At 72.1% G+C, this 19,740-nt stretch carries 21 protein-coding genes and 1 pseudogene; 9 read left to right on the forward strand and 13 right to left on the reverse strand.

Going from position 1 to position 19,740, the window contains the following annotated elements:
• Positions 1 to 56 precede the first annotated feature (56 nt).
• Positions 57 to 251: pseudogene (locus E6W39_RS16955) on the forward strand (type II toxin-antitoxin system RelE family toxin); the annotation flags it as partial.
• 121 nt (positions 252 to 372) lie between these two features.
• Here E6W39_RS16955 and ychF read toward each other — a convergent pair.
• On the reverse strand, positions 373 to 1,446 hold the full coding sequence (gene ychF / locus E6W39_RS16960) for a redox-regulated ATPase YchF (RefSeq protein ID WP_141634229.1): 1,074 nt from the start codon (positions 1,444 to 1,446) through the stop codon (positions 373 to 375).
• A 270-nt stretch (positions 1,447 to 1,716) separates the two neighbouring features.
• Between ychF and E6W39_RS16965 the strand changes: the two genes are divergently transcribed.
• A complete protein-coding gene (locus E6W39_RS16965) occupies positions 1,717 to 2,307 on the forward strand; it encodes a DUF6542 domain-containing protein (RefSeq protein ID WP_141634230.1) in 591 nt (196 codons plus the stop codon).
• A gap of 75 nt (positions 2,308 to 2,382) precedes the next feature.
• Here E6W39_RS16965 and ppgK read toward each other — a convergent pair whose 3' ends face one another.
• Both ppgK and E6W39_RS16975 read right to left on the reverse strand, forming a co-directional pair.
• The gene (ppgK, locus tag E6W39_RS16970; RefSeq protein ID WP_141634231.1) at positions 2,383 to 3,135 is read right to left on the reverse strand and encodes a polyphosphate--glucose phosphotransferase; all 753 of its coding nucleotides are present in this window, start codon (positions 3,133 to 3,135) and stop codon (positions 2,383 to 2,385) included.
• Between the two features lie 124 nt (positions 3,136 to 3,259).
• The gene (locus E6W39_RS16975; protein ID WP_407658393.1) at positions 3,260 to 4,240 is read right to left on the reverse strand and encodes a 4-hydroxy-3-methylbut-2-enyl diphosphate reductase; all 981 of its coding nucleotides are present in this window, start codon (positions 4,238 to 4,240) and stop codon (positions 3,260 to 3,262) included.
• A 7-nt stretch (positions 4,241 to 4,247) separates the two neighbouring features.
• Between E6W39_RS16975 and E6W39_RS16980 the strand changes: the two genes are divergently transcribed.
• Positions 4,248 to 5,684: an APC family permease gene (locus E6W39_RS16980; protein WP_141637790.1), complete on the forward strand. Its 1,437-nt coding sequence runs from the start codon at positions 4,248 to 4,250 to the stop codon at positions 5,682 to 5,684.
• Between the two features lie 71 nt (positions 5,685 to 5,755).
• Positions 5,756 to 6,955 carry an exodeoxyribonuclease VII large subunit gene (xseA, locus tag E6W39_RS16985; RefSeq protein ID WP_141634233.1) on the forward strand — a complete coding sequence of 400 codons (1,200 nt, stop codon included), beginning with the start codon at positions 5,756 to 5,758 and terminating at the stop codon, positions 6,953 to 6,955.
• 3 nt (positions 6,956 to 6,958) lie between these two features.
• Here xseA and E6W39_RS16990 read toward each other — a convergent pair whose 3' ends face one another.
• On the reverse strand, positions 6,959 to 7,456 hold the full coding sequence (locus tag E6W39_RS16990) for a GNAT family N-acetyltransferase (protein WP_141634234.1): 498 nt from the start codon (positions 7,454 to 7,456) through the stop codon (positions 6,959 to 6,961).
• A 54-nt stretch (positions 7,457 to 7,510) separates the two neighbouring features.
• Here E6W39_RS16990 and E6W39_RS16995 point away from each other — a divergent pair, with 54 nt between their 5' ends.
• Entirely contained in the window at positions 7,511 to 7,795 is a 285-nt protein-coding gene (locus E6W39_RS16995; RefSeq protein ID WP_141634235.1) for an exodeoxyribonuclease VII small subunit, read from the forward strand.
• A gap of 163 nt (positions 7,796 to 7,958) precedes the next feature.
• On the forward strand, positions 7,959 to 8,564 hold the full coding sequence (locus tag E6W39_RS17000) for a malonic semialdehyde reductase (protein ID WP_141634236.1): 606 nt from the start codon (positions 7,959 to 7,961) through the stop codon (positions 8,562 to 8,564).
• A gap of 102 nt (positions 8,565 to 8,666) precedes the next feature.
• Here E6W39_RS17000 and E6W39_RS17005 read toward each other — a convergent pair whose 3' ends face one another.
• The gene (locus E6W39_RS17005) at positions 8,667 to 9,212 is read right to left on the reverse strand and encodes a DUF4245 domain-containing protein (RefSeq protein WP_141634237.1); all 546 of its coding nucleotides are present in this window, start codon (positions 9,210 to 9,212) and stop codon (positions 8,667 to 8,669) included.
• A gap of 198 nt (positions 9,213 to 9,410) precedes the next feature.
• Here E6W39_RS17005 and glpX point away from each other — a divergent pair, with 198 nt between their 5' ends.
• Positions 9,411 to 10,451 (forward strand): class II fructose-bisphosphatase, encoded by a 1,041-nt coding sequence (glpX, locus tag E6W39_RS17010; protein WP_141634238.1) that lies wholly within the window; start codon positions 9,411 to 9,413, stop codon positions 10,449 to 10,451.
• Positions 10,452 to 10,491: 40 nt separating this feature from the next.
• On the opposite strand, the gene E6W39_RS17015 is transcribed toward glpX, so the two are convergent.
• Entirely contained in the window at positions 10,492 to 10,821 is a 330-nt protein-coding gene (locus E6W39_RS17015) for a WhiB family transcriptional regulator (protein ID WP_101385232.1), read from the reverse strand.
• Positions 10,822 to 11,225: 404 nt separating this feature from the next.
• Positions 11,226 to 11,921 (reverse strand): DUF1707 SHOCT-like domain-containing protein, encoded by a 696-nt coding sequence (locus E6W39_RS17020; protein WP_141637791.1) that lies wholly within the window; start codon positions 11,919 to 11,921, stop codon positions 11,226 to 11,228.
• Positions 11,922 to 12,069: 148 nt separating this feature from the next.
• On the opposite strand from E6W39_RS17020, the gene E6W39_RS17025 reads away from it, so the two are divergent.
• A complete protein-coding gene (locus E6W39_RS17025; protein WP_141634239.1) occupies positions 12,070 to 13,737 on the forward strand; it encodes a fumarate hydratase in 1,668 nt (555 codons plus the stop codon).
• An 82-nt stretch (positions 13,738 to 13,819) separates the two neighbouring features.
• On the opposite strand, the gene E6W39_RS17030 is transcribed toward E6W39_RS17025, so the two are convergent.
• The 5 genes from E6W39_RS17030 to E6W39_RS17050 all read right to left on the reverse strand — a co-directional run bounded on the left by E6W39_RS17030 (position 13,820) and on the right by E6W39_RS17050 (position 17,704).
• A complete protein-coding gene (locus E6W39_RS17030; RefSeq protein ID WP_141634240.1) occupies positions 13,820 to 14,143 on the reverse strand; it encodes a nuclear transport factor 2 family protein in 324 nt (107 codons plus the stop codon).
• An 80-nt stretch (positions 14,144 to 14,223) separates the two neighbouring features.
• Positions 14,224 to 15,651, reverse strand: a complete 1,428-nt coding sequence (locus tag E6W39_RS17035; protein ID WP_141634241.1) for an ATP-binding protein — start codon at positions 15,649 to 15,651, stop codon at positions 14,224 to 14,226.
• A gap of 103 nt (positions 15,652 to 15,754) precedes the next feature.
• The gene (locus tag E6W39_RS17040; protein WP_141634242.1) at positions 15,755 to 16,237 is read right to left on the reverse strand and encodes a carboxymuconolactone decarboxylase family protein; all 483 of its coding nucleotides are present in this window, start codon (positions 16,235 to 16,237) and stop codon (positions 15,755 to 15,757) included.
• Positions 16,238 to 16,341: 104 nt separating this feature from the next.
• Complete coding sequence (locus tag E6W39_RS17045) at positions 16,342 to 16,842, reverse strand: peptidylprolyl isomerase (RefSeq protein ID WP_141634243.1); 501 nt, start codon at positions 16,840 to 16,842, stop codon at positions 16,342 to 16,344.
• 136 nt (positions 16,843 to 16,978) lie between these two features.
• Complete coding sequence (locus tag E6W39_RS17050; RefSeq protein ID WP_141634244.1) at positions 16,979 to 17,704, reverse strand: DUF2625 family protein; 726 nt, start codon at positions 17,702 to 17,704, stop codon at positions 16,979 to 16,981.
• A gap of 43 nt (positions 17,705 to 17,747) precedes the next feature.
• Between E6W39_RS17050 and E6W39_RS17055 the strand changes: the two genes are divergently transcribed.
• On the forward strand, positions 17,748 to 18,203 hold the full coding sequence (locus E6W39_RS17055; RefSeq protein ID WP_220140370.1) for a Scr1 family TA system antitoxin-like transcriptional regulator: 456 nt from the start codon (positions 17,748 to 17,750) through the stop codon (positions 18,201 to 18,203).
• A 54-nt stretch (positions 18,204 to 18,257) separates the two neighbouring features.
• On the opposite strand, the gene E6W39_RS17060 is transcribed toward E6W39_RS17055, so the two are convergent.
• A complete protein-coding gene (locus E6W39_RS17060) occupies positions 18,258 to 19,736 on the reverse strand; it encodes a glycosyltransferase family 39 protein (protein ID WP_220140223.1) in 1,479 nt (492 codons plus the stop codon).
• Positions 19,737 to 19,740: the final 4 nt, after the last annotated feature.

Here is a 19,740-nt window from a genome sequence, read left to right on the forward strand (position 1 = left end):
CGGGACAGCTGTCACCCACCCTGACACGCGACGGGCACCCGCTGTGACATGCGCGAGCCGCGCGCACCCTGGCCAAGCCGACCGAGCTGGAGACCGACCCTCTCGGCTTCAACACCACCGCACTCGCGTCCCAGCCCGAACGTCGCCGCCTGCGCGTCGGCGACTACCGCGTCGTCTACGCGATCGACGACGGAGAGCTTGTGGTCCGGGTCGCTCATGTGGGGTACCGGTCCACCGGCTACGAGACCTGATCACCACTGACCCCGCGTCAGAACATCCGGCACGGTGACGACGAAGGGGCCGGACTCGACGGAGTCCGGCCCCTTCCGCCCTGCACATGTGACTCACAGGCAACGTGCAGTGTGCGAATGGCTACACGTTGAAGCGGAACTCCACCACGTCGCCGTCCTGCATGACGTAGTCCTTGCCCTCGATGCGGGCCTTGCCCTTGGAGCGGGCCTCGGCGATGGAGCCGGTCTCGACGAGGTCGTCGAAGGAGATGACCTCGGCCTTGATGAAGCCCTTCTGGAAGTCGGTGTGGATCACACCGGCGGCCTCGGGGGCGGTGGCGCCCTTCTTGATGGTCCAGGCGCGGGTTTCCTTGGGGCCGGCGGTGAGGTAGGTCTGCAGGCCGAGGGTGTTGAAGCCGACCCGGGCCAGGGTGGCCAGGCCGGGCTCGTCCTGGCCCATGGACTGCAGGAGCTCCAGGGCCTCGTCGTCGTCCAGCTCGATCAGCTCGGACTCGATCTTGGCGTTGAGGAAGATCGCCTCGGCCGGGGCGACCAGCTCGCGCTGGGCGTTCTTGAAGTCCTCGTCGGCCAGCTCGGCCTCGTCCACGTTGAAGACGTAGAGGAAGGGCTTGGCCGTCAGCAGGTGCAGGTCGCGGATCGGGGTGGTGTCGAAGCCGGCCTCGAACAGGGTCTTGCCGGTCTCCAGGACCGCCTGGGCGGCCTCGGCGGCGGCCAGCACGGCCGCCGTCTCCTTCTTGAGCCGGGCCTCCTTCTGCAGACGCGGCAGGACCTTCTCGATGGTCTGCAGGTCGGCCAGGATCAGCTCGGTGTGGATGGTCTCGATGTCGTCCTTGGGCGAGACCTTGCCGTCCACGTGGACCACGTCGGGGTCGGTGAAGGCCCGGACCACCTGGCAGATCGCGTTGGCCTCGCGGATGTTCGCGAGGAACTTGTTGCCCAGGCCCTCGCCCTCGGAGGCGCCGCGCACGATGCCGGCGATGTCCACGAAGTCGACGGTGGCGGGCAGGATCCGCTGCGAGCCGAAGATCTCGGCGAGCTTGGCCAGTCGCGCGTCCGGCACGCCGACCACGCCGACGTTCGGCTCGATGGTGGCGAACGGGTAGTTGGCCGCCAGGACGTCGTTCTTGGTCAGGGCATTGAACAGGGTCGACTTCCCGACGTTGGGCAGACCGACGATTCCGATCGTGAGCGACATGAAGCGAGATCCCGTGGGCTTGGAGGGCGTGGAGCGGCACCGTACGGGCCGACCGCCAAGTCTACGGGCTGCGGCAAGACGACCGGCCTCGGCCGTGATCCGCGCTGTCCCCCACGGGCGGCCCCGAGGCGTCCGGTGCGAACCCTTCACTGCTGGCGGCCGCCCGAACCGCCCCCGATGTCCGATCTTGCGGTCTCGAAACGTGGGACACGGAAGACTACTGACGGGTCATTACCCATGGTGATGTTAATCGGACCGTACGTTGGACGAGTGGAGCAGAGCATCCGTACCCAGCCCCCCGGCCCCCGGCCCCGGCCCGCCGCGAGCGGTAGGCGCCCCGGGGCCGCCGTACCCGGGCCGGCCGCGCCCCGCGACACCGTCGGCGTGCGGCCCGCCCGACCGCGTCCCGCGAGCAGCGGCGGGCCGACCGTGCTGGCCCTGCTGCGGCGCCGGCTCCAGTCGGGGAGCCGCCGGCCGGGCCCGCCGACCCGGCTGACCGGGATCGGCACCGGGCTGCTGACCGTGGTCGGCACCCTGGCCATCGGCGGCGTCGACCGGCTGCTCTTCGGTGACCTCGGTCTCCTGTTCGAGCTGGGCTTCCTCTTCGTCTGCTTCCAGGCCGCGGTGCGGGTCCGGCTGGCGGACCTGCCGGCCGCGCCGGTCAGCGGGCCGATCGCCTTCGCGGCGGCGCTGGCCCTGCTGACGCCCACCCCGGTGCCCGGCGTGGTCGGCCAGGTGCTGGCGCTGTGCAGCGGGTTGGCGCTGCGGGCCGGGTGGCTGTTCGGCGGCACCGGGCTGGCCGTGCTGATCGTGTTCGCCCGGTTCGTCGCCCAGCGCCGCATCCGCCGCGGCCGCGGCTGAGCGGGCTGCGGCTGCGGCTGAGCGGGCTGCGGCTGCGGCTGCGGCTGCGGCCAAGAGGGCCGCGGCCTGGCGGGTTCAGCGCCCGTACGTGGCCGCCGCCATCGCCGCGCCCACAATCCCGGCGTCGTTGCGCAGCTCGGCCGGCACCACCCGGGCCGCCCGCTCGCTGAGCAGCGGCAGGAACTTCTCGTGCTTGCGGCTCACCCCGCCGCCGATGACGATCAGCCGCGGTGAGAAGAGCCGCTCCACCAGGTCCAGGTACTCGTCCACCCGGACCGCCCACTCGGCCCAGCTGAGCTCATGGCGGTCCTTGGCCGCGGACGAGGCCCGCCGCTCCGCGTCCTTGCCGCGCAGCTCCAGGTGGCCCAGCTCGGTGTTGGGCACCAGGGCGCCGTCCACGAAGAGGGCGCTGCCGATGCCGGTGCCGAAGGTGAGCACCAGCACCGTGCCGCCCTCGCCCCGGCCGGCCCCGTGCGCCATCTCGGCCAGGCCGGCCGCGTCCGCGTCGTTGAGCACCACCGCGGGGCCGTCCAGCACCTCCCGGAACAGCTTCTCGGCGTCCAGCCCGAGCCAGCTCTGGTCGACGTTGGCGGCGGTGCGGGTGTGCCCGTCGACCACCACGCCCGGGAAGGTCAGGCCGACCGGGCCCTCGTGCGCGAAGTGCTCCACCACCTCGCGCACCGCCACGGCCACTGCCTCGGGCCTGGCCGGATGCGGGGTGAGCACCTTGTGGCGGGGCTGCGTGAGGGCGCCGAGCTCCACATCGACCGGGGCGCCCTTGATGCCCGAGCCGCCGATGTCCACGCCGAAGACAGGGGGTGTGGTCACGTCACTGCTCCTGTTCCGAGTCCCGGATCCTCACGGTAGGTGAGGCGGGAGGGGAAAGCAGCCCGAACCTGCCACAACGCCCGGTCGGCCTGGCGGGGCCGACCGGGCGTGCAGGATTCCGAGGTTATTCGGCGACCTTGCCGGCGGCCTCGGCCCGCAGGTCGCGGCGGAGCTCCTTGGGCAGCGAGAAGGTGAGCGTCTCCTCGGCGGTGCGCACCACCTGGACGTCGCCGAAGCCGCGCTCGGCCAGCCAGGCCAGCACGCCCTGGACCAGGATCTCCGGCACCGAGGCGCCGCTGGTCACGCTGACCGTGGTGACGCCGTCCAGCCAGGCCTCGTCCAGCTCCTCGGCGAAGTCCACCAGGTGCGCGGCCTTGGCGCCGTACTCCAGGCCGACCTCGACCAGCCGGACCGAGTTGGAGGAGTTCTTGGAGCCGACCACGATCAGCAGGTCGGTCTCGGGGGCGATCTGCTTGACCACCACCTGGCGGTTCTGGGTGGCGTAGCAGATGTCGTCGCTCGGCGGCGAGACCAGCGCGGGGAAGCGCTTCTTCAGCTCGCCGACGGTGGCCATGGTCTCGTCCACCGAAAGGGTGGTCTGGGAGAGCCAGACGACCCTGGACTCGTCGCGCACCTGGACGTTGGCCACGTCCTCGGCGCCGTCGACCAGGTGGATCCGGTCCGGGGCCTCGCCCATGGTGCCGACCACCTCCTCGTGGCCCTCGTGGCCAACCAGCAGGATGTCGAAGCCCTCGTCGGCGAACCGGACGGCCTCCTTGTGCACCTTGGTGACCAGCGGGCAGGTGGCGTCGATGGTGGCGAGCTTGCCGGCCTTGGCCTCGTCGTGCACCGAGGGGGCCACGCCGTGCGCCGAGAAGACCACGATCGAGCCCTCCGGCACCTCCTCCGTCTCATCGACGAAGATCGCGCCCTGCTTCTCCAGGGTCTGCACGACGTACTTGTTGTGGACGATCTGCTTGCGGACGTAGATCGGTGCCCCGTACTGCTCCAGGGCCTTCTCCACGGCGATGACGGCGCGGTCGACGCCCGCGCAGTAGCCCCGGGGGGCGGCGAGCAGGACGCGGCGCTGAGCGGTGGTCGACATGGCTCCTATGGTAAGCGCGGCGCCCAGGGCCCGGGTGCCGCGCCGGAACTCCGCGGCCTGCGCGGCCGACGGGACGTCAGGTGGTGCAATCGGACCCGTGGTCGAACGCCCCGCCGGATCCGGCGGCCTGCACCGCAGCCTGGGCCTGCGTGACCTGGTGGTCTACGGGCTGCTCTTCATCGCCCCCATGGCACCGGTCGGGGTGTACGGGGTGCTGGACGCCAAGAGCCGGGGCGCGGTCGCGGCGGTCTACCTGGTCGCCACGGTCGCGATGGGGTTCACCGCCCTCTCGTACGCCCAGATGGTGCGTGCCGTGCCGCAGGCCGGCTCGGTGTTCGCCTACGCCCGGGCCGGGCTGGGCGAAGCCGCCGGCTTCACGGCCGGCTGGATGGCGATGCTCGACTACCTGCTGATCCCGGCGGTCGCCTACCTGTTCTCCGGGATCGCGCTGCACGCCCTGGTCCCCGGCGTGTCGCGGTGGCTCTGGACGGTGCTCGCGGTGCTGGTGACCACCGCGCTCAACCTGACCGGGGTGCGGACCGCCGCCGCGGTGGGCTTCGCGGTGCTGGCGCTGGAGGTGGCGGTGCTGGCGGTCTTCGTGGCGGCGGCGCTCGTGGCGCTGGCCCGGCACGGGGCGACCCGCCCCGCGCTGTCGCCGCTGACCGCGGTGGGCGGCTTCTCGTTCGGGGCGGTGCTGAGCGCGGTGAGCGTGGCGGTGCTGTCGTACCTGGGCTTCGACGCGATCGCCTCCTTCGTGGAGGAGGCGGTCGGCGCGTCGGCGGCGGTGGCCCGGGCGGTGCTGCTCTGCCTGTTCCTGGCCGGGGCGCTGTTCACCGTCCAGACCTATCTGGCCGCACTGCTCGAACCGGTCAGCCCGCAGCAGCTGGCCGTGCACCCGGCCGATCAGGGCACGGCCTTCTACGACACCGTGGAGAGCGCGATCGGGCACTGGCTGCACACCCTGGTCGCGGTGAGCAAGGCGATCGGGGCGGCCTTCGCGGCGCTGGCCGGGCAGGCGGCGGCCGGGCGGCTGCTGTTCGCGATGGGCCGCCAGGGGCGACTGCCGCGCGGGCTCGCCGCGGTGGACCCGGCGTCGGGCGTGCCGCGCCGGGCGCTGCTGCTGGCCGCGCTGGTGACCCTGACGGCGGCCGGCTGGGCGGCCGGGCGCAGCGACGGGCTCGACCAGCTGACCTCGGTGGTGAACATCGGCGCGCTCACCGCGTTCGCGCTGCTGCACGCCTCGGTGATCGGGTGGTACACCGTCAAGCAGCACTCCCGGGACCGGGTGCGGCACCTGCTGCTGCCGGTGCTGGGGATCGCGGTGATCGCGGCGGTGGTCTGGCGGGCCGGCCACACGGCGCAGCTGGTGGGGGCGCTGTGGCTGCTGGCCGGGCTGGTGGTGGTCGCGGTGCAGGGGGCGGGGCCGGTGGGGCCGCGGCGGTAGCGCGGGTGCAGGGCGCCTGGGCCCGCTCGGGGCGGTAGGCCTTGTCGGCTCGCGCGGCTAGCCTCATACGCATGGCCAATCCCAGCTCCCCCGAAGCCCCGCTGCCGGTCGGCAAGGTCTCCCAGCTGATCGGCGGCTGGGTCGACCGGCTCGGCGCGGTCTGGGTAGAGGGGCAGGTCACCCAGCTGAGCCGGCGGCCCGGCATGCAGTTCCTGACGCTGCGCGACCCGGAGCACGACGTCTCGTTGAGCGTCACCTGCTTCCGCGCGGTGCTCGAACCGCTCGCCGACACGCTGCACGAGGGCTCCCGGGTGATCGTGCACGCCAAGCCCGAGTGGTACACGGGCCGCGGCACCCTGTCGCTGCGCGCCACCGAGATCCGGCTCGTCGGGCTGGGCGAACTGCTGGCCCGGCTGGAGCAGTTGAAGCGGCGGCTGGCCGGCGAGGGGCTGTTCGCCGCCGAGCGCAAGCGCCCGCTGCCGTTCCTGCCGCAGTGCGTCGGGCTGGTCACCGGGCGGGCCTCGGCGGCCGAGCGGGACGTGCTGGAGGTGGCCCGGCGGCGCTGGCCGGCGGTCCGGTTCGAGGTGCGCAACGTGCTGGTGCAGGGCTCGCAGGCGGCCGGGCAGGTGGCCCGGGCGGTGCGCGAACTGGACGGGCACCCCGGGGTGGACGTGATCATCGTGGCCCGCGGCGGCGGCAGCGTGGAGGATCTGCTCCCGTTCTCCGACGAGGAGCTGTGCCGCACCGTGGCCGCCGCCGGCACCCCGGTGGTGAGCGCGATCGGGCACGAGCCGGACCAGCCGCTGCTGGACTTCGTGGCCGACCTGCGGGCCGCCACGCCCACCGACGCCGCCAAGCGGGTGGTACCGGACGTGGGCGAGGAGCAGGCCCGGGTGCGCCAGCTGCGCGACCGGGCCCGCCGGATGGTCAGCGACCTGGTGCGGCGGGAGCAGGCGGGCCTGGCCGGGGTGCGCAGCCGCCCCGCGCTGGCGGCGCCGCACCGGCTGCTGGACGAGCGGGGTGCCGAGCTGACGGCGCTGGTGGACCGGGCCCGGCGCACCCTCGGGCACCGGCTGGACGGCGCCGAGTCGGACCTCGGGCACCTCGCCGAGCGGGTGCTCGCGCTCTCCCCCGCCGCGACGCTGGAGCGCGGCTACGCGGTGCTGCAGCGGGCGGACGGGCAGGTGCTGACCGATCCGGCGGTGCTCTCCCCGGGCGAGCGGCTGCACGCCCGGGTGGCCGGCGGCGGCTTCGAGGTGACGGCCGAGTAGGCGTCAGTCCTGGGGCCGCCGGGTGCGGGAGAGCGGCACCGAGTGCTCGGTGAAGCCGAGGCTGCGGTAGAGGCCCTCGCCGCCCTCGGTGGCGTGCAGGTCGATCCGGGTCACCCGGTGCGCGTCGAACCAGGCCAGCAGCGCCTCGGTGCAGGCCCGGGCGTAGCCGCGGCGGCGCATCGCCGGGTCGGTGCAGATGTTGAAGACGAAGCCGAACCGGCCGTCCGGGTGGCCCGGCGCGGGCAGCCGCTCCTCCAGGGTGCCGACCGCGCAGGCGGCCAGTCGGCCGGGCTGCGCCGGGTCGTCGACCACGAAGACGCCCATGGTGGTGGTCGCCGGGTCGCGCAGCCGGTCCCGCAGCATCGCCTCGGCGGTGGCCTGCCACGGGCCGGGGCGGGCCTCGCCCTGCATCGCCTCGAACATCAGCAGCCGCAGCCGGACCAGCTCGGCGGCGTCCTCGGCCGCGCCCTGCCGCACCTCGATGGCACTCGCGTTGATCATGGGACCCGACCCTAGTGGCGCGGGATTGTCGCGCCCAGCCCCTACCCTGAGCCCATGGCAGACGAGGACGCGCAGGACACCGGGGCCGCGACCACCGAGCGTGGCTACGACGAGCTGGGCTACGAGGAGGCGCGGGACGCCCTGCTGGAGGTGGTCCGGCGGCTGGAGGCCGGCGGCACCGGGCTGGAGGAGTCGCTGGCGCTGTGGGAGCGCGGTGAGCAGCTGGCGAAGGTCTGCCAGCGCTGGCTGGACGGTGCCCGGGCCCGACTTGACGCAGCCCTGGCCGCCGAGGAGGCAGCCGAGCGGTCGGACGGCTCAGCGGTGAACGATAGGGGCTGACGGCCCTCCGGCCGTCGGCGTAACCGCCGGACCAGCAACGACACCACGAGTGATGCAGGTCACATCACCCTTCGGAATGGTTGAAAATTCATTCACGTTGCACTGGCCGACGGCAAGCAGCCGGGCAGGACCCCTAACACCGATCAGCATGAGGTGCAGCCACATGACCACCAACGAGACCCTGGTTCTCGACACCGCCGCGCAGGACCTGCTGTTCCGCGAGGCCCGCACCGCCAACACCTTCACCGACGAGCCGGTCACCGACGAGCAGATCCAGGCGATCTACGACCTGGTCAAGTACGCGCCGACCGCGTTCAACCAGCAGCCGCTGCGGGTGGTCCTGGTGCGCAGCGCCGAGAGCCGGGCCCGCCTGGTCGAGCAGATGGCCGACGGCAACAAGGCCAAGACCGGCACCGCCCCGCTGGTCGCCATCCTGGCCGCCGACAACGAGTTCCACGAGGAGCTGCCGACCCAGCTCCCGCACTTCCCGCAGGCCAAGGACATGTTCTTCAGCGAGCGCGAGGTGCGTGAGGGCTCGGCACTGTTCAACGGCGCCCTGCAGGTCGGCTACTTCATCCTCGGCGTCCGCGCCGCCGGCCTGGCCGCCGGCCCGATGACCGGCTTCGACGCCGCCGGCATCAACAAGGAGTTCTTCGGCGACGGCGAGCACTCGGTGCTGGCCGTGGTCAACATCGGCAAGCCGGGCGATGACGCCTGGTTCCCGCGCAGCCCGCGCCTGGCCTACGACGAGGTCGTCACCACCGTCTGACGCACCCCGCCGGCCGGATACGCCGAGGGCCTGCCACTCCATTGCCCGGAGTGGCAGGCCCTCGGCGTATCCGCGCATCCGCGCTTCCGCGCATCGGCACCGCTAGGGCTTGAGCGCCCCGGCCAGCTGGTCCAGCTCGTCGTACGAGGCGCTGCCGGCCACCACCGTGGTGGCGCCGTTGGCGGTCTCGGTGACCGAGCGGTAGTGGTCGCCCTGGAAGCGGGCCCACGACTGGCCGTCGATGGTCGAGGCGCCGTCGGGGACGTAGCCGGACACCACGGTCTTGAGCAGGTCGTTCTTCGGCTCGTCGCTCTGCTCGACGGAGGCGTACTTGCCGTCCGGGGTGACGAAGCCCAGGTGCCAGCCGGCGTGCCCGCCGGCGTCCGCCTGGTAGCTGACCGAGGTGGCCCGCCACTTGTCGGACAGCCCCTGCGGCGCCAGCACCGGATAGGGAGCGGCGCGCTTCGCCGAGGCGAAGGCGGCGCTGTAGTCCACCACGTGCACCGGGTCGCCATTGCTGCTGTGCGGGATCGTCACGTACGCGACCAGGGCCACGCCCATCACGGCGAGCATCGACAGGACCATGTCCCGTACGGTCTGCCGCCCTCTCGAACCACTGTTGCCTGCCACCCCCACATGGTGGCCCATTGCACGCAACCCACCGACCACCGGGGTGGCCCCCAGGGCCGAAAACCGTCCATACCGGCGCAGACCCGCAGGTGAGCAGGACATGCGCCACAGACAGTCATCCGAGGCACAGATACGATCGAGGGACCCTCATGAGCAGCACTCCACCAGCATGTAGTCGACTGCTCACTGGCCGTCGCGTACAGAGAGGTCACGACGATGACCGCGCAGCACCCCTCCCACCTCCCGCTTTCCCTGGAGGTCGCCCCGGAGGCGCCGGACCGCAACCTGGCTCTGGAGCTCGTCCGGGTGACCGAGGCGGCGGCCATGGCCGCCGGCCGCTGGGTCGGCCGGGGCGACAAGAACGGCGCCGACGGCGCGGCCGTCAAGGCGATGCGCACCCTGGTCTCCACCGTGTCGATGAACGGCGTCGTCGTCATCGGCGAGGGGGAGAAGGACGAGGCCCCGATGCTGTTCAACGGCGAGCGGGTCGGTGACGGCACCGGCGCCGAGTGCGACGTGGCCGTGGACCCGGTGGACGGCACCACGCTGACCGCCAAGGGCATGAACAACGCCGTCGCCGTGCTGGCCGTCGCCGACCGCGGCACCATGTTCGACCCGAGCGCGGTCTTCTACATGGACAAGCTGGTCGCCGGCCCCGAGGCCGCCGACTTCGTGGACATCACCGCTCCGCCGGCCGTGAACATCCGCCGGGTGGCCAAGGCCAAGGGCAGCGCGGTCGAGGACGTCACGGTCGTGGTGCTGGACCGCCCCCGCCACGACGGCCTGGTCAAGCAGATCCGCGAGGCCGGCGCCCGGATCAAGTTCATCTCCGACGGCGACGTGGCCGGTGCGATCATGGCGGCCCGCGAGGGCACCGGCATCGACCTGCTGATGGGCGTCGGCGGCACCCCGGAGGGGATCATCGCGGCCTGCGCCATGAAGTGCATGGGCGGCGTGATCCAGGGCCGGCTGTGGCCCAAGGACGAGGCCGAGCGCCAGAAGGCGCTGGACGCCGGGCACGACCTGGACCGGGTGCTCACCACCAACGACCTGGTCAGCGGCGAGAACGTGTTCTTCGTGGCCACCGGCATCACCGACGGCGAGCTGCTGCGCGGGGTGCACTACCGCCAGGAGACCGCCACCACCAGCTCGCTGGTGATGCGCTCCAAGAGCGGCACGATCCGCCAGATCGACTCCGTCCACAGGCTCGCCAAGCTGCGGGCGTACAGCGCGATCGACTTCGACCGGGCCAACTGAGCTCCGCGGGGGCGGGGGCGCACGGCGCTCCCGCCCCCGCTCACCCGGCTATCCGCCGCCCGCGCTGCGCCGGCACCAGCTGCGCCTCCGCGCGCAGCTCCGCGGTGCGGCGGCGCCGACGGGCCAGCACCACCCGTCGCTCGGCCGCCGTCAGCCCGCCCCAGACCCCGTAGGGCTCCGGCTGGGCCAGCGCGTGCTCCCGGCAGGAGAGCAGCACCGGGCAGCCGGCGCACACCTGCTTGGCGTGCTCCTCGCGGGCCAGCCGCGCGGCCGTCGGCTCCTTGGACGGCGCGAAGAACAGCGCCGCCTCGTCCCGCCGGCAGGCGGCCGCGGTGTGCCAGGGGTTGTCGTCCAGCGGGTCGAGCCGCACCGCAGCGGGCGCGCCCTGTGGCGCGGCCCGAAGACCGCGCGACCCGTCGGCGCGGACGGCAGCTGTGGTGCTGGGCTCGATCGGGTACAGCACGGCGACTCCTGGGCACTCGGGGGAAGGGCTCGCGTCACCGCCCGGCCGCCGCCCCCGAGGCGTCAGTACGCCGCCTGACCGCAGCCGTTCAAGTAACGATGTGCCACAGGAATTACCCCGCGCGCTTGGGGTTCATGCACACCGTGGTCACCCGGCGACAGCCTGCACTCGCATCAACACCGAGTGCCTGACCGGCAGTTGACGGAACTCGGGAATCCGCGAGTGCGCAGGTCACAGCCACTCCGGGGCCACGCGCCCGCGCACGCCCCACCGCTGTCGAGCCCCGCCCCGAGCCCCCTCGGGCGACCCCCTCAGCTTCCCAGCTGCCGCCGCACCCACTCCTTGAGCTTCGCCCCGCGCTTGGGCTTGGCCTCCACCCCGCCCAGCACCGCCGAGCCCTTGACCCGCACCACCGGGGCATGCGGATCGGCCGCGGTCTGCTCCCGCACGTCGAAGCCGCCGAAGATGCCGAAGCCCTCGCCGATCAGCGTCACGTTCTCCGGCACCTTGATGTCGATCCCGCCGCAGAACGTGTTCGCCACGATCAGCACCTCGGGCGACTCGAACACCGCGTCGCTGAGGTCCAGGTCGATCCCGCCGAAGACCGCGGTCGCCCGGATCTCCGAGCCCACCTGCCAGCGCCCCTTGCGGGAGACCCCGCCGAACGCCGTCCACAGGCTGATCGGCTCCTGCCGCGCCGGCGGCCGCGGCGCCGGCGCTCCGGCCGCCGCCGGACCCACGGCCGAGCGCTCGGCGGTGAGCGGCTGGTGGTTGGGCAGGTCCCGGGTGAGCGGCACCAACTCGCCCAGCGTGCGGGCGTGGTAGGCGGCGTCGAGCCGCTCGGCGTGCTCGTCGGCGGTCAGCCGGCCCTCGGCGTAGGCGTCACGCAGCAGCTCGGCGATCCGCTCCCGGTCCGCGTCCGAGGCGCGCAGCTCGGCCTCGGCCACCCGGTTCGCGGGCGGCTGCGAGCCCTTGGCCAGCGGCACCGGCTGGTCGCTCGGTGGCATCGGCTGGTCCGGACGAGGTTCGGGCTGATCCGACGGCGAGGTGTCCACGATCACAGCCTAGGGGGTGTGCCCACGCGACCGGGAGCCAAGTTCTACGCTGGAGGACGCTTCGCCGACGCAGCACCACCACCTCGTTGAAGGACCTCGCATGGCACCCACGCCGGACTTCTCCTACTCCGACCTCCTCCCGCTCGGGGACGACCCCACCCCGTACCGCAAGCTGACCTCCGAGGGCGTCAGCACCTTCGAGGCGGGCGGCCGGACCTTCCTGCAGGTCGAGCCGGAGGCGCTGCGGCTGCTCACCGCCGAGGCGATGCACGACATCTCGCACTACCTGCGCCCGGCCCACCTGGCCCAGCTGCGCCGCATCCTGGACGACCCGGAGGCCAGCCCGAACGACCGCTTCGTGGCGCTGGACCTGCTGAAGAACGTCAACATCTCGGCCGGCGGCATCCTGCCGATGTGCCAGGACACCGGCACCGCGATCGTGATGGGCAAGCGCGGTCAGAACGTCCTGACTTCGGGCAACGACGACGCCGCGATCGCCCGCGGCGTCTACGACGCCTACACCAAGCTCAACCTGCGCTACTCCCAGATGGCCCCGGTGACCATGTGGGACGAGAAGAACACCGGTTCCAACCTGCCCGCGCAGATCGAGCTCTACGCGACCGACGGGGACGCCTACAAGTTCCTGTTCATGGCCAAGGGCGGCGGCAGCGCCAACAAGTCGTACCTGTACCAGGAGACCAAGGCGATTCTCAACGAGAAGAGCATGCTGGCCTTCCTGGAGCAGAAGATCCGCTCGCTGGGCACCGCGGCCTGCCCGCCGTACCACCTGGCGATCGTGGTCGGCGGCACCAGCGCCGAGTTCGCGCTGAAGACCGCCAAGTACGCCTCGGCGCACTACCTCGACGCCATGCCCACCTCCGGCGACGCGGCCACCGGCCACGGCTTCCGCGACCTGGAGCTGGAGCAGAAGGTTCTCGAGCTGACCCAGAAGATCGGCATCGGCGCCCAGTTCGGCGGCAAGTACTTCTGCCACGACGTCCGGGTGATCCGCCTGCCGCGGCACGGCGCCTCGCTGCCGGTCGCGATGGCCGTCTCCTGCTCGGCCGACCGCCAGGCGCTGGGCAAGATCACCGCCGAGGGCGTCTTCCTGGAGCAGCTGGAGACCGACCCGGCGAAGTACCTGCCGGAGACGACGGATGAGCACCTCGACGACGCGGTCGTGCGCATCGACCTGAACCGGCCGATGTCCGAGATCCGCGACGAGCTGTCCAAGCACCCGGTGAAGACCCGCCTCTCCCTCACCGGCACCCTGGTGGTGGCCCGCGACATCGCGCACGCCAAGATCAAGGAACGACTGGACGCGGGCGAGGGCATGCCGCAGTACCTCAAGGACCACCCGGTCTACTACGCCGGCCCCGCCAAGACCCCCGAGGGCTTCGCCTCCGGCTCCTTCGGCCCCACCACCGCGGGCCGGATGGACTCCTACGTCGACCAGTTCCAGGCGGCCGGCGGCTCCATGGTGATGCTCGCCAAGGGCAACCGCTCCAAGCAGGTCACCCAGGCCTGCGCCACGCACGGCGGCTTCTACCTCGGCTCGATCGGCGGCCCCGCCGCCCGGCTGGCCCAGGACTGCATCAAGAAGGTCGAGGTGCTGGAGTACGCCGAGCTGGGCATGGAGGCGGTCTGGCGGATCGAGGTCGAGGATTTCCCGGCGTTCATCGTGGTGGACGACAAGGGCAACGACTTCTTCGCCGAGGTCACCGACGGCCCGCTGATCACCAGCATCCGGGTCCGCTCGGCGCAGTGACGCACAGCCGCTGACTTGCCATCAGTTTCGCGGGGCCGCCCGGTGGTTCGCCACCGGGCGGCCCCGCGCCTTTCCGTTCCGATCACGCCTGACCGGTCTCGAAGCGGGTCACCCTGCCGCCGTCGACCGCGAACCGCCAGGCGGTCCGCATCTCACCCCAGGTCTCGTTGCGGAAGTTCGCCACCAGCGCCCGACCGCCGTCCGACTCCGACTGCACCTCCATGTGCCCGTGCGAGTCGAAGATCTCCCGGTCGATCCAGTCCTCCAGATTCCGCTCCGAGCCGTCGTCCGACATCGTCGCCCCCGGCGTCAGCAGCGCCAGGAACGCCTTCTTGTCATTGGCGTTGATCGCGGTCACCACAGCTCGGACCGTCGGATCGGACAGCTTGGTTGGTGAGATGGTCATCTGACGCCTCCTCATGAAATGGCCCCCTTTCCGCCACCATGACACAGCGTCACGCCATTCCCACTGCGGATCACCGATCGCTATCGCTCACCCCAGGCCGTCAACAACTCCTCCGGCCCAACGTGCCGCACCCCGGACGCGGTGCACCCGCTCCGCGCCACCGCGAGCAGCGGAACGTCCGCATCGGCCCCGGGCAGCCGGGAGCGGTGAACCGTCAGCTCGGCCAGGTCATGCGCGTCGAAGGGACGGCGCTCCTGCCACTTGATCGACCCGACCGCGGTGATCCGACCGGCGATCGGGGCGCGATCGGCCCCGACCAGGTCGATCTCGACGTCATTGCTACGCGTCCAGTAGCCGCCCACGGCACCGGTGCCCTCCGGCAGCACGTCCGGCCCCATCCGGTGCAGCGCCTCCCGGATCACCGGCTCGACCGCGCGCCCCCGCCACGCCGTCCAGTCCTTCTTGATCCGTGCGAGCACCAAGTCACCGCGTCCGCGCTCGATCTCGGGAAGGTACGGACCCAGGAAACGCAGCCAGAACCGCAGGTGGGGATCGGCGACCAGGTAGCGGGTCTCCTTGGAGGGCTGAGTGGAGAGCGGGGAGGTGGCTGCCACGATCCGCTTGGCGGTGAGCAGTTGGAGGGCACGTGACAGCGAACCCTGTGGCAGGCCGCCGGCGGCCCGCCCGATCAACGTGAAGGTCCGCTCGCCCGAGCCGATGGCGGACAGCACCTGCCGCGCCTGCGCCTCCACCGGGAACTCGGCGGCCAGTGAGCGCTCGGCGCTGACCAGCAGGGCGGAGACCGGGTCCCGCAAGGCGTGCTCGAGGTAGTCGAAGACGGTGGCCCCCGTCGGCCACTCCTCAAGCACCAGCGGCAGACCACCGCTGACCAGGTAGGCGTCGAAGGCGTCCTGGGCGGGCAGTCGCAGTATCCGCCCGACGGCAGCCGGGTCCAGCGGCGCGACCACCATCTCGCCGGCCCGCTGGTGGAACGGGCGCCCGTACTCGTTGAGCGCCTCCATCATGGCAAGGTCCGAGCCGATGCCGATCAGCAGCACCTGGCGCTTGGAGAACTCGCGATCGAACAACTTCTGCAACGTGCCCTCGAAACCAGGGTCGTTGGCGATCAGGTACGGCAGTTCGTCGAGAACCACGATGCTCGGGCCGTCCGGCGGAAGCGCACTGGCCAGCAGGGTGAGTGCGGCATCCCAGTCCCGCGGTGCCTGCCCCTGGAAGATCCCCGCTCCGGGGAGCGACGAGGCCGCCGCCGCTTCGGTGAACAGCCGCAGGTCATCGGCCATGGTGGGACGTGCCGAGGCGGTGAAGTACAGGGAGGGCACCTTGGTGCGCTCGATGAACTCCTCCGCCAGTCGCGATTTGCCGACCCGGCGCCGCCCCCGCATCAACACGGCCCGTCCCGGTCGCCCGGCCCGGCCTCCCTCCCGAACGCGTTGGAGCAGACGGGAAAGCTGCCGAAGCTCCCGATCACGGCCGATGAAGTCGTCCACTGTGCGGTCCAGATAGTTCCAGGAAAGATACTCTCACCAATGAGAGTATCACTGGTGAGAGTGTTCCAGGTCACATCCGAACCTTGGGTGCCGCACCGCCGGTCTAGCCGAGCTGGCCGACCCGGTAGTCGCCGGCGGGCTGCTGGATGATGACGTTCAGCCGGTTGAAGGCGTTGATGACGGCGATCAGGGCCACCAGGGCGGCGAGTTGCTCCTCGTCGTAGTGCTTGGCCGCGTTCGCCCAGACCTCGTCCGGGACCCCGCCGGCCGCGTCGGCGAGCCGGGTGCCCTGCTCCGCCAGCTCCAGCGCCGCGCGCTCGGCGTCGGTGAACACCGTCGCCTCCCGCCAGGCCGCGACCAGGTTGAGGCGCACCGCGGTCTCGCCGGCGGCCGCGGCCTCCTTGGTGTGCATGTCGAGGCAGCCGGCGCAGCCGTTGATCTGGCTGGCCCGGATCTTCACCAGCTCCTGGGTGGCGGCCGGCAGCGTCGAACCCGCCAGCTCCTTGCCCGCCGCGATGAGGTGCTTCAGGGCCTTGCCGGCGACCGGGCCGCCGAGGATGTCCATGACGTTCAAACGGGCGCTCATCGTGTGCTCCTGTGTCGTTGCCGATTGGCTCTGCGCGCATAGGACACCGCGCTTCGGCCGGCTGTGACAGGGGCGAGTGTGACGTGCGTCCCTCCCGGCTGCGGCTAGCGGACCGCCGCCTTGGTGATCACGATGTCCTCGACCGGGACGTCCGCGTGGCCAGCCTTGTTGCCGGTCCGGACGGACCCCAACTGGTCGACCACGTCCTGTCCCTCGACCACCTTGCCGAACACGCAGTAGCCGAAGCCCTGCGGGTTCGGCGCGGTGTAGTCGAGGAAGTCGTTGTCGCTGAAGTTGATGAAGAACTGGGCGGTCGCGGAGTGCGGGTCGGGCGTCCGGGCCATCGCCACGGTGTAGGCGAGGTTCTTCAGGCCGTTGCCGGCCTCGTTCTTGACCGGGGGCTTGGTCGGCTTCTGCTTCATGCCGGGGGTGAAGCCGCCGCCCTGGGCCATGAAGCCGGGGATGACCCGGTGGAAGATGGTGCCGTCGTAGTGCCCGTCGCGGACGTAGGCGAGGAAGTTCTTGACGGTCTCGGGGGCCTTCGCTTCGTCCAGCTCAAGGACGATGGCGCCGTGGGTGGTGTCGAGTTGGACTTGGGTGGACATGGGCGTTCCTTTCGCGAGCCGTGCGGCGTGTGGGGTGTGGCGTGCGGGGTGTGGCGTGGTTCGGCTCGAAGCCTGACCCCGCCGGGTGGGGCAGTCGACGACACTGCTCCGATCGTGGCGTGTCGCGCAGTCGGCCTCACAGCTCGCCGAGGAACCCCGGATCGGCCGGACCCAGCTGCCGGGCGAAATCGGCGGCGACCCCGAGTACCTCGCGCATCGGCACCGGCCGCCGGGTCGTGCCCGCGAGGTCGGCGTGCGCCTCCTTTGACCACGGGAACGGATACACCGCGATGCCCTGGGAGTTGGCGAGAGCCGCGGCCTCCGCACGCCAGCCCGGCCAGCGCGGTCCCTCGTAGAACTGCTCCAGCCCGCCGGACAGCAACCAGGAGACCCACGCGGAGTGGCCGATGGTCAGCCCCTCCCAGGCCAGCGTGTCCGGGGCGAAGTAGGTCAGCTGTCCGGGCGCGCCGGGGCGACCGGCCGCGGCGGGGTCGTGGCCGTTCAGCGCGAACACCCCGCCCAGCACGTCCTGACCGACGACCAGGCCGGTCGCGGGATGCCAGGCCGGGTCGAACGCATCCGGGAACCGGTTCACCTGCGCCAGGCTCGGCACGCCGCCGTTCGCCGACGAGCCGCCACCGAACACCCGCACCCACCCGTCGTCCAGCACCAGCCCGCCGGTGTTCACCGTCAGACTGCCGAGCACCGAGCGTGCGGTGACCTGCAGCTGCAGCAGGGTTCGGCGACTCTCGGCCGGGTCTGCGGGCAGCACCCGCACGGGCACGGCGCTCGCGGCCAGCGCCTGCTGGAGCTCGGGCCACACCGGGTCGTCCACGTTCGCCAGTTCGTCGATCTCGCGCATCACAGCATGATCGCAGCGTGCGGGTGACGCCTGGGCGGGCAGCCTGCTCGCCGGGGTCGGCCCCGCGTCGCCGCGCCACGAGCCGGCCGCCCGGGCGGCCTTCCGGCTCAAGCGCCGACGCCGGGTCCTCGACGGCGAGGAGTACACCGCGTTCATCCACGAGGCGGCGCTCCGCGTGCAGTTCGGCGGCCCCGCCGTGCTCCGCCGGCAACCGGCCGGCCTGCTCGACCAGTCTGAGCGGCCGAACGGCCGCATCCGGGCCGTGCCGTTCGACGTCGCCACCGTCCCCGGCGCCGGCGAGAACCACACCCCGGCCGCCGGCCCGATCCCCGAACTCGACACCGTCCAGGTCGACTTGACGCACGGCCCGGAGTTCCTCCACCACGGTTGCGAACTGCGGGCGTACCGCGGGGTGATGGCGGCGATGGAGCAGCGCGTGATGTCGGCCGAGGTGTCACGCGACTTCATCCACAGGGTGTTGAGGAAGCTGAAGGGTTAGCACTCGTCTGGCGACTCGGCGGGCGACTCAGCTGGCGATCCGGCTGGCGCAAGCTCAGTCGAAGTGGACGAGGGCGGGCCAGACTTGGGCCCAGGTGCCGCGCGGCTCGCGGCAGACGTAGATCGCGGCGTGGTGGTTCGTCTCCTCGTTGTGCACCCCGTTCATCCGGATCGGGGCGACTTCGGTGACCTCGGCCCACGCCAGGTGCAGCTGGTCCGGGCCGAACTCGCCCACGCACAGCGCGACATCCGGGCGCCCGGGTGGCGGACCCCAGAGCGCGTAGGTGTTCTGCGCGGTGAGCACCGGCTGCCGCAGGCCCTGCGCCGAGCCGAGGATCGTCAGCGCGCCCGCCTCGCCGTAGTTGCTGGTGAAGACCGGGGTTCCGGGCGGCAGCGCGGCGGCGGCCTGCCGCACCTGCTCGACGAACCCCGGCCATCCGTAGGTCTCGACCACCGTCGGGTTCAGCACCCGCACGGAGTTGGCCGCGCCCACCGGCAGCACCGGTAGCCCGGTCAGCAGCGCGGCCAACGCGGACACCCCGATCGGCCTCGCCACGCTGCCCCAGCCCCCGTCCCGGCCCCACGTCGACTCCACCCGCACCGCCCCCGCCGCGAACAGCCCGGCCACGACGGGTGCCGGGTAGTACGCCTTCCCCCCACTGGCGGTGAACACCACCACCGCCACCACCGCGACCACCAGCACCCACCGGTGCGCGCGGCCGGCCGGGGACGCCAGCCAGCGGACACCGAACACCCACAGCATGATCATCGGTGGACCGGCCAGCAGCACGAGCAGCGGCAGCTGCGCCAGGGAGCCGAGTTGGCCCCCTTGCTCGGCAGCGAGCACCCGGGCCATCCGCAGGTTCGGCCAGCCGTGCGCGGCGTCCCAGATCACGTTCGGCGCGGCCAGCGCGAGCGTCACGACCCCGGCGAGCCACGGTCCGGCGGTGCGCAGCGCCTCGCGCCGCAGCAGCACCAGGCCGACCAGGATGCCGAGCAGCAGTACGGCCAGCGTGTCCTTGTTCTCCAGGCCGATCCCCGCGATCGCTCCGGCGGCCAGCCAGGACCCCGTGGTGCGCAGCCGCAGGGCACGGGCGACCAGGACCAGCACGGCCACCCACACCACCTGGTCCAGCACCGTCGTGCCGAACAGCAGCGACGAGGCCACGAACAGCGGGCAGGCCGCGATCGCGGCCGCGGTGATGGTCTGCGCGCGGCGCCCGCCGCCGAACTCGGCCGCCAGCATGGGCGCGAGCAGCACGCATCCGACCTGCGCGGCCACCGCCAGCACCCGTAGCGGCAGCACGCCGCCGGGCAGCGCCGCGGCGAGCCGGGCGAGCAGCGGGGCCAGCGGCGGCTGGTCGGCGTAGCCCCAAGCCGGGTGGCGGCCGCAGATCACGTAGTAGAACTCGTCGCGGTGCCAGCCATAGCGGGTGGCGACCGCCAGGTGCACGGCCGCCACCACCGCGGCGACCAGCCACACCGGGCGCCACGCCATCCGCTCGCGGCCCGGGGCTGAGGGGGCGGTGGTCAAGACG

Source organism: Kitasatospora acidiphila, assembly GCF_006636205.1.
GTDB classification, from domain to species: domain Bacteria; phylum Actinomycetota; class Actinomycetes; order Streptomycetales; family Streptomycetaceae; genus Kitasatospora; species Kitasatospora acidiphila.